At 63.1% G+C, this 14,419-nt stretch carries 13 protein-coding genes; 8 read left to right on the top strand and 5 right to left on the bottom strand.

What is annotated here, in order from left to right:
* The first annotated feature begins 601 nt into the window (after positions 1-601).
* Positions 602-3,601, top strand: a complete 3,000-nt coding sequence (locus NKI54_RS15490; protein ID WP_352691862.1) for an Rne/Rng family ribonuclease — start codon at positions 602-604, stop codon at positions 3,599-3,601.
* A gap of 198 nt (positions 3,602-3,799) precedes the next feature.
* Here the strand turns inward: NKI54_RS15490 and NKI54_RS15485 are convergent, their stop codons facing one another.
* Positions 3,800-4,747: a glutaminase gene (locus tag NKI54_RS15485; protein WP_352636988.1), complete on the bottom strand. Its 948-nt coding sequence runs from the start codon at positions 4,745-4,747 to the stop codon at positions 3,800-3,802.
* An 11-nt stretch (positions 4,748-4,758) separates the two neighbouring features.
* Positions 4,759-5,907: a pyridoxal phosphate-dependent aminotransferase gene (locus tag NKI54_RS15480; RefSeq protein WP_352636989.1), complete on the bottom strand. Its 1,149-nt coding sequence runs from the start codon at positions 5,905-5,907 to the stop codon at positions 4,759-4,761.
* Positions 5,908-6,052: 145 nt separating this feature from the next.
* Here NKI54_RS15480 and NKI54_RS15475 point away from each other — a divergent pair, with 145 nt between their 5' ends.
* The 6 genes from NKI54_RS15475 to aat all read left to right on the top strand — a co-directional run bounded on the left by NKI54_RS15475 (position 6,053) and on the right by aat (position 11,400).
* Positions 6,053-7,447 (top strand): M48 family metalloprotease, encoded by a 1,395-nt coding sequence (locus tag NKI54_RS15475; protein WP_352636990.1) that lies wholly within the window; start codon positions 6,053-6,055, stop codon positions 7,445-7,447.
* A 70-nt stretch (positions 7,448-7,517) separates the two neighbouring features.
* On the top strand, positions 7,518-8,321 hold the full coding sequence (locus NKI54_RS15470; RefSeq protein ID WP_352636991.1) for a DsbA family protein: 804 nt from the start codon (positions 7,518-7,520) through the stop codon (positions 8,319-8,321).
* Positions 8,322-8,484: 163 nt separating this feature from the next.
* Positions 8,485-8,919: a type II 3-dehydroquinate dehydratase gene (gene aroQ / locus NKI54_RS15465; RefSeq protein WP_352636992.1), complete on the top strand. Its 435-nt coding sequence runs from the start codon at positions 8,485-8,487 to the stop codon at positions 8,917-8,919.
* 26 nt (positions 8,920-8,945) lie between these two features.
* A complete protein-coding gene (gene accB / locus NKI54_RS15460; RefSeq protein WP_023674823.1) occupies positions 8,946-9,404 on the top strand; it encodes an acetyl-CoA carboxylase biotin carboxyl carrier protein in 459 nt (152 codons plus the stop codon).
* A 19-nt stretch (positions 9,405-9,423) separates the two neighbouring features.
* Positions 9,424-10,767, top strand: a complete 1,344-nt coding sequence (gene accC / locus NKI54_RS15455) for an acetyl-CoA carboxylase biotin carboxylase subunit (RefSeq protein WP_023674822.1) — start codon at positions 9,424-9,426, stop codon at positions 10,765-10,767.
* A gap of 15 nt (positions 10,768-10,782) precedes the next feature.
* Positions 10,783-11,400: a leucyl/phenylalanyl-tRNA--protein transferase gene (aat, locus tag NKI54_RS15450; protein ID WP_023674821.1), complete on the top strand. Its 618-nt coding sequence runs from the start codon at positions 10,783-10,785 to the stop codon at positions 11,398-11,400.
* Between the two features lie 83 nt (positions 11,401-11,483).
* On the opposite strand, the gene NKI54_RS15445 is transcribed toward aat, so the two are convergent.
* From NKI54_RS15445 to NKI54_RS15435, 3 genes are all read right to left on the bottom strand, one after another.
* The gene (locus NKI54_RS15445; protein ID WP_352637029.1) at positions 11,484-11,852 is read right to left on the bottom strand and encodes a hypothetical protein; all 369 of its coding nucleotides are present in this window, start codon (positions 11,850-11,852) and stop codon (positions 11,484-11,486) included.
* Positions 11,853-11,940: 88 nt separating this feature from the next.
* Positions 11,941-12,423 carry a DUF2155 domain-containing protein gene (locus NKI54_RS15440; RefSeq protein ID WP_023674819.1) on the bottom strand — a complete coding sequence of 161 codons (483 nt, stop codon included), beginning with the start codon at positions 12,421-12,423 and terminating at the stop codon, positions 11,941-11,943.
* A gap of 155 nt (positions 12,424-12,578) precedes the next feature.
* The gene (locus NKI54_RS15435) at positions 12,579-12,977 is read right to left on the bottom strand and encodes an NADH:ubiquinone oxidoreductase subunit NDUFA12 (RefSeq protein ID WP_023674818.1); all 399 of its coding nucleotides are present in this window, start codon (positions 12,975-12,977) and stop codon (positions 12,579-12,581) included.
* A 258-nt stretch (positions 12,978-13,235) separates the two neighbouring features.
* Here NKI54_RS15435 and NKI54_RS15430 point away from each other — a divergent pair, with 258 nt between their 5' ends.
* Positions 13,236-14,396 carry a helix-turn-helix transcriptional regulator gene (locus tag NKI54_RS15430; protein ID WP_352570906.1) on the top strand — a complete coding sequence of 387 codons (1,161 nt, stop codon included), beginning with the start codon at positions 13,236-13,238 and terminating at the stop codon, positions 14,394-14,396.
* The last annotated feature ends 23 nt before the right edge of the window (positions 14,397-14,419 follow it).

Genomic DNA, 14,419 nt, shown 5'->3' with positions numbered 1-14,419 from the left:
AAAGTTCTGGCAGGCCGCGAACTCGATTAACGATTGGTATCCAGAGAAGGTTAACCAAGCCTTTTCATGGAAGGCTTGGGACCGGGGCTTCCGCTGCGGAACGGCTTTTTGCCGGCATCGGGAATCGGGGTTGCCTTCCAACCCGCCAAATCATAAAAGCGATGGTGGATCACTGCAATCCTGGAACCGTCCTCCTCCGCAGCTTCCTGCTACAGGTCAGACGCAAGACGGCTCCTTTCGCTTCAGGCGAAGAAGGCATCGGTGATCGCGACGATTTTCGCAGGCGTGCTCCCGTGGCGGGGGAATCGCCTGCGTGAGCAAAACGGCCGGGATTGTCCCGTGCCGGCTCTGTATGAGCAAACAAGCTGGTCCGGTTTTTTCCGGGCTTTGGTTCAAAAGGTTCTGCTGGTGACGATGGCTTCAAGCGCAATCATGGAAAGGTCCGCAACAAACCGCGCCACTACGGCTGCGGGCGGCACCGCCATGGCGCTCAGGCAGCGGCCGGCGGACGTTCAATTGTCCGGCACCCATGTTCCAGGTCCACGGCAGCGGGCAGTGTCCTGCAAGCTGCGGCCGACGGCTGCCGGGAGGAAACGAAATAATGCCCAACAAAATGCTGATAGACGCCTCCCACCCGGAGGAAACACGCGTTGTCGTCGTTCGCGGTAACCGTATTGAAGAATTCGACTTTGAATCCCAGGACAAGAAGCAGCTCAAAGGAAATATCTATCTCGCCCGCGTAACGCGCGTCGAACCTTCCCTTCAGGCAGCCTTTGTCGAATATGGCGGCAACCGTCACGGTTTCCTCGCCTTCAGTGAAATACATCCCGACTACTACCAGATTCCGGTCGCCGACCGTCAGGCGCTGCTGCGTGCGGAAGCACAGGAAGCCCAGGACGAAGAGGACGAGGAAGCCGCCGAAGGCGAGGACCGCCAGAGCCGCGACCGTGGCAAGCGCGGACGCCGGCGCGGCGGCAAGAGCCGCGACCGCGGCGAGCACAGGCGCGAGGCAGGCGCGGCCGACGGTGAGAATGGCGAGAACGGCGAAGATGCCGTCGCAGAAAAGCTGGATGCCGTTGCCGACAATACCACGTCCGACATTGCCGGACAGAGCGAGGGTGCCGCCGGGCAGAGCGATGAAGTCGCCGATAGCGGCGAGACCGAGCCTTCCGAAGGCGGATCGAGTTCCATCGCTGCCAGCGTCGATGCCGACGTAATCTCGGAAGCCGTCCCGCAAGTCGAGCTAAGCGGGCCCGAGACAAGCGGGGCCGAGACAAGCGGCGAAGCAACCTCCGAAGACAATGACCGCGGCATGCTGGAAGAGGTGCAATCCTCGCATCCGGACGATCACGAGGTCGAATCGGTCGGCGCCGAAGACGCGCTCGAAGAAGTACGCAACCGCCGCAAGCCGGTGCGCCGCCAGTACAAGATCCAGGAAGTGATCAAGCGCCGGCAGATCCTGCTGGTGCAGGTCGTCAAGGAAGAGCGCGGCAACAAGGGTGCGGCGCTGACCACCTACCTGTCACTGGCCGGCCGCTATTCGGTGCTGATGCCGAACACGGCGCGCGGCGGCGGGATTTCGCGCAAGATCACCAATGCGCAGGACCGCAAGCGGCTGAAGGAAGTGGTCGCCGATCTCGAAGTGCCGCAAGGCATGGGTGTCATACTGCGTACGGCCGGCGAAAGCCGCACCAAGGCAGAGATCAAGCGCGACTACGAATATTTGATGCGACTTTGGGAAAATGTTCGCAATCTGACGCTGCAATCGACGGCCCCTGCCCTGGTCTATGAGGAAGGCAGCCTGATCAAGCGCTCGGTGCGCGACCTCTACAACAAGGATATCGACGAGATCCTGGTTTCCGGCGAAGAAGGCTACCGTGAGGCCAAGGACTTCATGCGCATGCTGATGCCGAGCCACGCCAAGGTGGTTCAGCCGTTCCGCGACACGACGCCAATCTTTGTGCGCAACGGCATCGAAGCGCAGCTCGACCGCATGCTGCAGCCGCAGGTGACGCTGAAGAGCGGCGGCTACATCATCATCAACCAGACGGAAGCGCTGGTCGCCATCGACGTCAATTCGGGCCGTTCCACCAAGGAGCACTCGATCGAGGACACCGCACTTCACACCAATCTGGAAGCCGCCGAGGAAGTCGCCCGGCAATTGAGGCTGCGCGATCTCGCCGGCCTCATCGTCATCGACTTCATCGATATGGAGGAGAACCGCAACAACCGCTCCGTCGAGAAGCGGCTGAAGGATCACCTCAAGAACGATCGTGCCCGCATCCAGGTCGGCCGCATCTCGCATTTCGGCCTGATGGAGATGTCACGCCAGCGCATCCGTGCCAGCGTGCTGGAATCGACCATGAAGCCTTGCCCGCATTGCGGCGGCACCGGCCATGTGCGCTCCGATTCGTCGGTCGCGCTGATGGTGGTGCGGGCAATCGAGGAATTCCTGCTCAAGGATTCGCGCAGCCACATCACGGTGCGGACGCCGGCGGCGACCGCGCTCTATGTGCTCAATCACAAGCGCGGCACGCTGGTGGAATTCGAGCACCGCTTCGGCGTGACCATCACCATCGAAGCCGATGACGCGGTCGGTGCACAACACTATGCCATCTTCCGCGGCGCGCTGGCCGAAAAGCCGGAAGGCTTTGTCGAGGCGCGCACGTTCCCGGCCTATGTCGAGCCGGAAGAACCCGAGGACGAGATCGTCATCGAAGAGGAAGACGAGGCACCGGTGCAGGCCGAGCAGCCACGCATTGCCCAGCAGCCGCAGCAGCCAAGGTCCGGCGAGGACGGCGAAGGCCGCGATCGCAAGCGCCGCAAGCGCCGCAGACGGCGCGGCGGCAAGGATCGTGAACACGGGGATCGTGAACACGGGGAACGTGAACATGGCGATCGCGAGCATGGCGCTGCTGTGGAAGGTGCTTCCGTTTCGGAGCCGATAGACGATGCCTTCGTAGCCGCCGGCGATCAAGGCGCCGAAGCGGAACGTGAAACGCCGGCCGGTGTTGCCGAAACGGCGGAAGCGGCGGACGACGGTCACGGCAAGAAGCGCCGGCGCGGCAAGCGCGGCGGCAAGCGCAATCGCCGTGAGGACGGCGAGGACGGCTTGGAGGCTGCCCCCGGCGAGCCAGCCGCCATGACGGAAGGTGCCGTGTCGGAAGCAGAGCCCGTAACCGGCGAGCCGGAAGGTGCGCCGCCGGCCGAAGAGCTTGCGGTGCTCGCTCCGGCGAACGACGACATGCCGAGCGCCGAAAAGCCGAAGAAGCCGCGCCGTACCGCCAAGCCGAAGAAGGTTGCGGCGGATGCAGTTGCCGAGATTGCGGGCGCCGAAACATCGGCCGCCGAGGCCGCCTCAGTGGCTTCCGGCGAGACCCCCACGCCGGTTCCGCAGGAGACCGAAGCGGCGGCTGCCAAGGAAACGCCGAAGGTCCGGCCGTCGCGGCGCAAACCCGCACCGGTGGATGCTCCGGTCGTGCCGGTCGTCTCCTCGATCGTCCCGGACGAGGCAAAGACCGACGAGGCAAAGACCGACGAGGCAAAGACCGAGGACAAGCCGAAGCGTGCCGGCTGGTGGCAACGGAAGGGCTTTTTCTAAGCTTTTCCGTGCATTAGCCAGACTTTCTGATTAAAAAAAAATCCCGCGCTGCCGATCGGCTGCGCGGGATTTTTTTGCCCCAATTCAGGCGACAGGCACCAGAGCGGAATGTATTCAAATTGAATGGGGCATTCCGCTCACTGTTTGTTTTGCCGCATTTGTGCGGACGCCAAATGGTTCCATTTGGCTGCAAAATGCTTATGGCGCGAAGATCGACCAGTTCATCGTCTTCGCCAGTTTTTCCAACGCGATCGAGCCCAGCCTGGAATTGCCGTTGGCATTAAGGCCAGGGGACCAGACGGCAAGCGAGGCGACGCCCGGCACGATCCCCAATATGCCGCCGCCAACGCCGCTCTTGCCGGGAATGCCGACGCGGAAAGCGAAGTCGCCGGAGCCGTCATAGTGGCCGCAGGTCAGCATCATCGCGCCGATGCGGCGGGCGCGCTCTGCCGAGACGACGGAATGCCCGGTCGCCGGGTTGTTGCCGCCATTGGCAAGGAAGCGGCCGGCCAGGGCCAGTTGCCGGCAGCTCATGGCGATAGCGCAATGGTGGAAATAGACGCCCAGCGCCAGTTCCGGCGCGTGATTGAGATTACCGAACGATTTCATGTAATTGGCAAGCGCGAAATTGCGAAAGCCGGTGGCGCGTTCGGACGCCGCGACCTCGCGGTCGATGATGATGGTGTCGTCATCGGCCAGGAACTGGATGAAGCGCAGGATCTCGCCGATCGCCTCGCGCGGCTGATGGCCGGCAAGCAGGATGTCCGAGACCACGATGGCGCCGGCATTGATGAATGGATTGCGCGGAATGCCGTTCTCGTGCTCGAGCTGGACGATCGAGTTGAACGGATTGCCCGAAGGTTCGCGCCCAACCCGCTGCCACAGCGCGTCGCCGACATTGCCGAGCGCCAGCGTCAGCGTGAACACCTTTGAGATGCTCTGGATCGAAAACGCCTCGTCGGCATCGCCTGCGGTCAGCATGCGGCCGTCATTGGTCACCGCGGCAATGCCGAATTTTTTCGGATCGATCTTGCCGAGCTGGGGGATATAGCTGGCGACGTCGCCGCGATCGGTACGCTCCGCCATTTCGGCAGCGACCTCGCGCAACGCATGTTCGAGTTGGGGCGCCTGTTCAAGCTCCGGCATCGTCGCCCCCGCTACTTCAGCCAGCGTTCGATACGCGCCATCGCCTCGACCATGTCGTCGTGGCTGCCGGCATAGGAAAAGCGCATCGTGCGATGGCCTTGCAGCGGGTCGAAATCGCGGCCCGGCGTCGCAGCCACATGCGCCTCGGCAAGCATCCGGCGCGCAAACGCCATGCTGTCATTGGTGTGCCTGGTGACGTCGCAGAAGGCGTAGAACGCGCCGTCCATGGGCGCGGCCAAAGCAAAGCCGAGCTCCGGCAGGCGTTGCATCAGGAGCTCGCGGTTCCAGGCATAGCGCGCCTTCACCGCTTCCAGCTCTGGCGTCGCCTTGAATGCCTCGATCGCGGCAATCTGGGACAGTTCGGGCGGCGAGATGTAGAGGCTCTGGGCGATGCGCTCGACTGGCCGCACCAGTTCCTGCGGCAGCACCATCCAGCCGATGCGCCAGCCGGTCATGCAATAATATTTCGAGAAGGAATTGATCACCGTCACATCCGCGCCGAAAGAAAGCGCCGTCGTGTCGGGCGCCGCATAGGCCAGCCGGTGGTAGATTTCGTCCGAGATGACGGCGATGCCGAGCTCTTGCGCCGTCTCGACCAGCGCCTCGAGATCGCCGGCGGGGATGACCGCGCCGGTCGGGTTGGCCGGGCTGGCGAACAGCACGCCCTTCAGCGGTTTTTCGCGATGCGCGGCTTGCAGGTGCTCGGCATGCAGATAGGCGGCGCCGTCCAACTCGATCTCGGCGATGTCGATGCCGAGCGCGGCCATGATGTTGCGATAGGCAGGATATCCGGGCGCAGCGATGGCGACGCGGTCGCCTGGATCGAACATTGCCAGGAAAGCGAGGTTGAAGGCAGCCGACGATCCGGTGGTGACGGCTATCCGCTCGGGCGAAACGTCAAGCCCGTAGTGCTCGCCATAATGCGCCGCGATCGCCTTGCGCAGACCGGCGATGCCCAGCGCGTCGGTATAGCCGATGCGGCCTGCTTTCAAGGCATTGGCCGCCGCTTCGCGAACCCCGGCCGGCGCCGGATCGGAAGGCTGGCCGACGGCCATAGAAACGACCGGCAGGCCCTTGGCTTTCAGCCGATTCGCCTCGGCCAGGATGTCCATGGCATGGAACGGTTCGACCGCGCCGCGGCGCGAAAGCGAAACAACCATTTTTCAATCCACCACACTTGTCCGCACGTGCCGGCCATGCTGGCCGCGCCGCACAAATGCCCGATTGGTGTGGGGATCACAAGTTCGGTAAGTTTAGGCTGCCGACTTTTCATCCTTCGCCCACTCGTCTACCAGTGGACCTGCCATGTTGAGCCGACCCAAATCGACGATCGCCAGGACAGCGCGCGCCCTCGCGACGCTTTCGCTCGCCGCGGTGGTCGCCATGGCCGGCTCGGTCAATGCCTTTGCGCAGAATGTGCCGGTTGTGCGCGATGCCGAGATCGAGGCGCTGGTGCGCGATTACGCGCGGCCGATCTTCAAGGCGGCGGGCTTGTCGGGCGACGCCATCAACATCGTGCTGGTCAACGACCAGAGCTTCAACGCCTTTGTTGCCGGCCGCCGCCTGTTCATCAACACCGGCGCGCTGATGACGGCCGAAACGCCCAACGAGATCATTGGCGTCATTGCCCACGAGGCCGGCCATATCGCCGGCGGACACCAGCAGAAATTGCGAGAACAGCTCGAGCGCGCCAAGACGATGGCGATCCTGGCGACGCTGCTTGGCGCCGGCGCCATGGTGGCCGGCGCCACCAGCAACAGCCGCGGTCTCGCCGGCGCCGGCATGGGCGTGATGGCCGGCGGCGGCGAGATGGCGCAACGCAGTATCCTCGCTTATCAGCGCACCGAAGAGATGACCGCCGACCGTTCGGCGATCACCTATCTCAATGCAACCGGCCAGTCCGGCATGGGCATGCTGAAGACGTTTGGCCGCTTCCAGAACGCATTGTCGCTCTCGGGCGCGCAAGTCGATCCCTACAGGATCAGCCATCCGATGCCGCAGGAGCGTATCGCCAATCTCGAAGTGCTGGTGAAGCAGAGCCCTTACGTCGACAAGGTCGACCCGCCGGCACTGCAGCAGCGCCACGACATGATGCGCATCAAGATCGCCGCCTACATGCAGGGCCAGGCGGCGGCGTCGCGATTGATGCGCAAGAACCCCGGCAGCCTTGCCTCACGCTATGGCGACGCGCAGATGACCTATCTTTTCGGCAATCTGGCGTCGGCGCTCACCAAGACCAACGCGTTGATCAAGGAACAGCCGAAAAATCCCTATTTCCAGGAATTACGCGGCGACATCCTGATGAAGGCGAACCGGCCGAAGGATGCGGCGGACGCCTATGCCAAGTCGGTCAGCCTCGATCCGGCGCGATCGGGGCTGCTGCCGGTCTCTTACGGCCAGGCGCTGATGGCGATCGGCACGCAGGATTCGCTGAAGAAGGCGGTGGCGCAGATCAACACCGGCCTCGGACGGGATCGCGAAAACGCCGCCGGATACCGCTATCTGGCACAGGCCTACGGGGAACTCGGCAACATCCCGGCCGCCGAGCTTGCAACCGCCGAAGGGCATTTCTATTCCGGCGACTACAAGAATGCGAAGATATTCGCCATGCGGGCGCAGCAGAGCATGAAGCGGGGCGAGCCGGGCTGGCTTCGCGCGCAGGACATTATAAACTACGCACCATCAGGTAAGAAGAAGTGAACCTTTCCGACGCAGGCTGCGACACAGCCAAACCGGGCGGACCCAAACACAGGCAAGAGGATCGAGGATCATGACCAAGGCAATTCTGCTGGGCACTACCGGAGTGGCAGCGGCTCTCGCCATGCTGGCGTTCGGCTTCGTCGCCGGCAATCCGCAGACGGCGAAGGCCGGCACGGCGCAGCTTGCCCAGACGGCGTCCTCGGGTACCAAGCTCGACCGTGCCGAAGTCGAAGGCATCGTCCGCGACTATCTGCTGAAGAACCCGGAAGTGCTTCTGGAGGCCCAGCAGGCACTCGAGGCCAAGCAGAAGGAAGAACAGCGCGTCGCCAGTCTCGGCGTCATCAAAGACGCCAAGGACCAGATCTTCAATTCCTCATTCGACGGTGTTGTCGGCAATCCGAACGGCAAGGTCACCATCGTCGAATTCTATGATTATAATTGCGGCTACTGCAAACGCGCCATCGACGACATGCGCGCGCTGACCAAGGCCGATCCGGACCTGCGCTTCGTACTCAAGGAGTTCCCGATCCTCGGCCCGGATTCGCAGAAGGCGAGCGTCGTCTCGATGGCCTTCCATTTGATGAAGCCGGAGAAATACGGCGAATTCCACAATGCGCTGCTCGGCGGCCAGGGGCGCGCCACCGAGGCGGCGGCAATCAAGGTGGCGCTGTCGCTCGGCGCCGACGAGGCGGCGCTGCGCGAAAAGATGAAGGACCCGAGCATCACCGAGGCCTTCTCCAAGACCTATGACCTCGCCACCAAGCTCGCCATCACCGGAACGCCGTCCTATGTCGTCGGCAACGAGGTGGTGTTCGGCGCGCTTGGCCAGGAAGTGCTGGCCGAAAAGATCGAGGCGGCGAAGGCCGCGCTCTGATCAGCATTCGGGTTTCGATTAGGCTGCGGGTTTCCGGCACGGGCCGTTTTCCGGCTGTTGTGGACGGCGAAAGAACGCACTTGCGCTCTTTTCGCCAGCGTCTATGCCCATTATAGAGGGTCCGGCGCGCCGGCTTAGCCGCGCCGGGAAAGGTCGGCATATTTTGAAAACGGTTTTCGTCCTGAACGGCCCCAATCTCAACGCGCTCGGCAAGCGCGAGGCAGGCATCTATGGCGGCAAGACGCTTGCCGCGATCGCCGACGACTGCAAGCAGGCAGGTGCCGCACTTGGGCTGGAGATCGATTTCCGCCAGTCGAACCATGAGGGCGACCTCGTCGACTGGATCCAGGAGGCCGCCGACAAGGCCGCCGCGATCGTCATCAATCCGGGCGCCTACGGCCATACCTCGATCGCCATTCACGATGCCATCCGCGCTGTCGCGCCGCTGCCGGTCGCTGAGGTGCATCTCTCCAACATCCACGCGCGAGAACCATTCCGCCACGTCTCCATGGTCGCGCCGGTCGCCGTCGGCATGATCTGCGGGTTCGGGCCGCTCGGCTACACGCTGGCGCTGCAGGCGCTGGCTGCACGCCTATGACCGGCCAACAAACAGAAGGCTCGAAAATGTCGATAAAGAAGAACGGTGTTGACCAGCAGCTGATCCGCGATCTGGCGGGCATACTGAACGACACCAACCTGACCGAGATCGAGGTCGAGCTGGGCGATCTGAAGGTGCGCGTCTCGCGGCAGGCCCCGGCCGTCCATGCCGTCGCCACAGCTCAGCCGGCCTATGCCCCGGCAGCCGCGCAGCCTGCGGCAGCGGCCGCGCCGGCGACGCCCGACGTGTCGAAGAACGCCGTTGCCTCGCCGATGGTCGGCACCGCCTATCTGGCACCGTCGCCCGACGCCAGGCCGTTCATCGAAATCGGCCAGAAGGTCAAGGAAGGCCAGACGCTGCTGATCATCGAAGCAATGAAGACGATGAACCAGATCCCCTCGCCGCGCGCCGGCACGGTGACGGCGATCCTGTTTGAAGATGCGCAGCCGGTCGAATATGGTATGCCGCTCGTCGTGATCGAGTAGAGCCGGGAACAGGCGAAAGATGTTCCAGAAAATCCTCATCGCCAATCGCGGCGAAATCGCCCTCAGGGTGCTGCGCGCCTGCAAGGAGCTCGGCATCCAGACGGTGGTGGTGCATTCGACCGCCGACGCCGACGCCATGCATGTGCGTCTCGCCGACGAGAGCGTCTGCATCGGCCCGCCGCCGTCGCGCGACAGCTATCTCAACATCCACCAGATCGTCGCCGCCTGCGAGATCACCGGCGCCGACGCGGTGCATCCCGGCTACGGTTTTCTGTCGGAGAACGCCAAGTTCGCCGACATCCTCGCCGCGCACAACATCACCTTCATCGGCCCGACCGGCGACCATATCCGCATCATGGGTGACAAGATCGAGGCCAAGCGTACCGCAAAACGCCTCGGCATTCCCGTGGTGCCCGGCTCCGACGGCGCGGTCACCGAGGACAAGGAAGCCAAGCGCATTGCCGCCGCGATCGGCTACCCCGTAATCATCAAGGCGTCGGCCGGCGGCGGCGGGCGCGGCATGAAAGTGGCGCGTAGCGAGGCCGATCTCGAGGTGGCGCTGCAGACGGCACGCTCGGAGGCGGGTGCGGCCTTCGGCGACGACGCAGTCTATATCGAGAAATATCTGCAGAAGCCGCGCCATATCGAAGTGCAGGTGTTCGGCGACGGCGCCGGGCGCGGCGTGCATTTCGGCGAGCGCGACTGCTCGCTGCAGCGCCGCCACCAGAAGGTCTGGGAAGAAGCGCCCTCGCCGGCGCTCAATGCCGAGGAGCGCGCGCATATTGGCGGCGTCTGCGCCAGGGCGATCGCCGATCTCGGCTATTCCGGCGCCGGCACCATCGAATTCCTCTATGAGGACGGCGAGTTCTATTTCATCGAGATGAACACGCGCCTGCAGGTCGAACATCCGGTGACCGAGGCGATTACCGGCATCGACCTCGTGCACGAGCAGATCCGCGTCGCCTCGGGCGGCGGACTTTCGGTGCGCCAGGAGGACATCCGCTTCCACGGCCATGCCATCGAATGCCGCATCAATGCCGAGGATCCGCGCACCTTCACCCCCTCGCCGGGCACCATCACCCATTTCCACACGCCGGGCGGCCTCGGCATCCGTGTCGATTCCGGCGTCTATTCCGGCTACAAGATCCCGCCCTACTACGACAGCCTGATCGGCAAGCTGATCGTGCATGGCCGCAACCGCGTCGAATGCATGATGCGGCTGCGGCGCGCGCTCGACGAATTCGTCGTCGACGGCATCAAGACGACGCTGCCACTGTTTCGCGACCTCGTTGGCAACGCCGACATCGCCAATGGCGACTACGATATCCACTGGCTGGAAAAATACCTGGCCGAAGGCGAGTGACACAGGGGCGAAGTGATGACCCGTCCCTACGCACCCGGTTATCGCATCCCGACCGACCTTTTGCTCAAAGCCTATGCCTCCGGCGTCTTCCCGATGGCCGAAAGCGCCAATGACCCCGAAGTATTCTGGGTGCGGCCGGAGACGCGCGGCATCATTCCGCTCGACGGGTTCCACATACCGAAAAGCCTGAGAAAGACGATCCGCAAGAACCTGTTCGAGTTCCGCATCGATTTCGACTTCGAGGCGACGATCGAGGCCTGCGCCGAAAGGCGCGAGGAACGTCGGTCGACCTGGATCAACGCGCCGATCCGCGAAGCCTATATCGAGCTGCATCGGATGGGCCATTGCCATTCGGTCGAGGCCTGGCACAACGACCGATTGGTCGGGGGGCTCTACGGCGTATCGCTCGGCCGCGTGTTCTTCGGCGAGAGCATGTTCGCCAGGGAGACCGACGCGTCAAAGGCCTGCCTGGTTCACCTCGTCGAACGCCTGAAGGCGCGTGGCTTTGCACTGCTCGATACGCAGTTCACCACCGAGCATCTCAAACGCTTCGGTGCAATCGACGTGCCGCGCGGCAAGTACGAGAAGATGCTGGCCGAGGCGCTGAAGGGCGAGGCCGTGTTTTTTCCATAAACTGGTATGGTTCATCGTTTCACAGAAACGCAATTCCGGACGGAAAGCCGTTCACACTTTCCTGGAATTGCTCTTGCGGCCGGTCAGCCTTTTGCTGCCGTCACCAGCGGCGTCTGTGCGTGGAACATCATCTTCCAGCCATTGACGCGGTGGACATAGCCGGTGCTGACCAGCGCCGCATAGGCTTCGCCATCTTGCCGCGTCGCACGCGCCTCGTAGGTCAGCACGACGATGTCGCTGCCCGGCTCGATGATGCCCTTGAGGTCGATGTCGAGATCGCGCCAGCGGTTCGGGTCCGTGGCAGTTGCGGCCAGATCGGTATTGCTCATCACCCGCGCCATCTGCGGGAAGGCCACCAGGCATTCGGTATCGGCATTGGCCTTGAAATAGTCGGCGCCGCCGCTCCAGAATCCCCTTTCGATGTCGAGAAGTTCGTTCTTGTTGGCCATCATCATGGCAACCTCCTCCGTAGAGAGGCACCAACGCTCGGGCAACACGGCGGTTCCGCGAGACGCGGTATCCGCCGCGCGCTGACACATTCTAGTTGGTTTTGGGGGCGGCGGGTGCTGGCACGTCGGACTTCTGCTTGCAGCCCTTCAGCCAGATATCATAGACGGCATGCTCGACGGCGTTGATCCCGGGGCTTTCGGCAAACATCCAGCCGGTGAAGATACGGCGTATTTTCCGGTCGAGCGTGATCTCGTCGACCTCGACGAACGAATCCGTCTTCGGCTCTTCGTTTTCGGGCCGCGAATAGCAGATGCGCGGCGTCACCTGCAAAGCGCCGAACTGCACCGTCTCGTCGATGTAGACATCGAAGGTGATGATACGGCCGGTGATCTTGTCGATGCCGGCGAATTCAGCGACGGGATTGGTGATGCGCTCGGATACTGCGGGTGCTGCAGGCGCCACCGACGCGTCCGGCGCAGGCGGCGCCAATTCCTGCGCAGTAGCAAGCGCCACCATAGAAGCGAGAACGACCGCGGTTAATCCGCCCGTCAAAATTCGGCTGAACATGCTCATGCAAGGTCCGGTGGTTTGCGCCCGGGTGATTCTCTTAACGCCAAGGCTAGTTGCTGCTGTCGGATCAGCAAACAGCTAAACAGCAATTGTGGCGACAAAGGACCGCCCCCGTGGGGACGCCCCCGTGGGGACCGCGCGCGTGTCGCGGCGATCGATCACGAACCAGGCGTCCAGGCGTCGTAGTCGCCCGTCACTTGCGGACGATGCTGGTTGGTCAGCACCGAGCCTTTCGGGCGATAGGCCGCGGGGCTGCCGGTGAGGTTCGGCACATGCGGCTTTTGCCAGTCGCGTGGCTTGTAGTCTTCGCTTGGCGGCGCAACGTCGACACGATGATGGATCCAGCCATGCCAGCCGGGCGGAATCGCCGAGGCTTCCGAATAGTCGCGGTAGATGACCCAGCGACGGGTGCGGCCTTCCGAATCGACGCCGCCCTCGTAGTAGACGTTGCCGACCTCGTCCTGCCCGACCTTCTTGCCATGCCGCCATGTGTGGAAGCGCGTTCCCAATGTCTGGCTGTTCCACCAGGTGAAAAACTGCAGAAGGAAAGTTTTCATTCAAATCCTCGTGGCAAGTCCTTGTAGCAAGTCCTCGCGGCGGCTGCGGCGGCGCCTTTTCCTGCTTATGGCGTCACGGCATTGCGAAGGCAAGGGTCTTGCCGCAACCGGCGAGCAAATGGCTGGCGGCGAAGCGATACGTTCATGCGATCCTCGCGACCGAGCGAAGCAGATGAAATGGGTTGTTGGCAACCTTACGCAGCGTTATTCTAGGAGTTGAAGCTTCGTTGCCTCAAGGACGGCAAATGAGAGGGGCTCATGTCATCGCTGGCGGGCACGGCCGGTCGCGCGTTGCCGCAGGTCGTTGAGGCGATCTACGATTCGATTGCCGACGTCGACCGCTGGCAGGCGACACTCGAGGCCATCTGCAACCTGGCGGAAGGCCAGCTTGCCATGCTCGCCGTCATCGACACGATCAGCAGCTCCGCGCGGTTTTCGGTGTCTTGCGGCGATCCCGCAGTTCTTGAGCCGTTGAAGCATGACTACGGCTCGCAAGTGCCGTTCTATGCGGCGGTTCCCAAGATGGAGATCGACGTGCCGTTCACCGTCGATTCGATCTACGCCCTGCAAGGCCCGGATACGCGACAGAGATGGCTCGAAAGCCGCATCGTGCGCGAATGGGTGCAACCCAACCGCCTGGACGATTTCTTCTGGGTGGCGTTGATGAAGCGGCCGACCCGGATCGGCACGTTGATGGTGGTTACCGACAAGGACAGGCGCCAGATTTCCCGCGAGGATATCGAGCTTGTCTGCCTGTTGGCACCGCATGTGCGGCGCGCGGTGACCATCGGCGACCTGTTCGAGGCCGAGCGGCGCAAGGCCGAAATCTTCCGCTCCATCATCGAAAGCCTCGACCATCCGGTGCTGATCGTCGCAGAAGACATGACCATCATCTTCGCCAACCCGTCAGCCGAAGCGCTGCTCGCCGAAAACATCTCGGTCGCTTGCGTGCGCGGACAGCTTTCGTTCACCTATGCCAACGCCAACGCCGCGATCGGCCGTGCCGTCCAGCTCGGCACGCGCGACGAATTCGCGCTCGGACCTTGCGGCATCAACATTCCCCTGGCCAGGACGGTCGTTCCGGCGGTGGCCCATGTCATGCCGCTGGCGCGGCGTGAAATCTCGGCGCGCATCTCGCAACGCGCCGCCGCAGCGATCTTCATCGCCGCGGCCGGTTCGACACCGACCCCGGCGCTGGACGCCATTGCGGCGCTGTTCGGATTGACCGCGGCAGAAAGGCGCGTCGCCGGTCACGTTGCCGCCGGCCTGACGCGAAAGGAAATCGCCGCGGCCGGCGGCGTCTCGGACGGCACCGTCAAGTCGCAGCTGGCGACGATCTTCGACAAGACCGGTACAGGCGATCAGCGCGAGCTCGAACTGTTGATGCGCGAATTGTCACCGCCGTTGCGCTCCAGTTGATTTTGCTCAGGTTCCCCGGAACC

The sequence above is a fragment of the Mesorhizobium sp. M0663 genome (genome assembly GCF_040320585.1).
In the GTDB taxonomy this organism is placed as follows: Bacteria; Pseudomonadota; Alphaproteobacteria; order Rhizobiales; family Rhizobiaceae; genus Mesorhizobium.
This window is presented reverse-complemented; position numbering and strand designations above follow the sequence as displayed.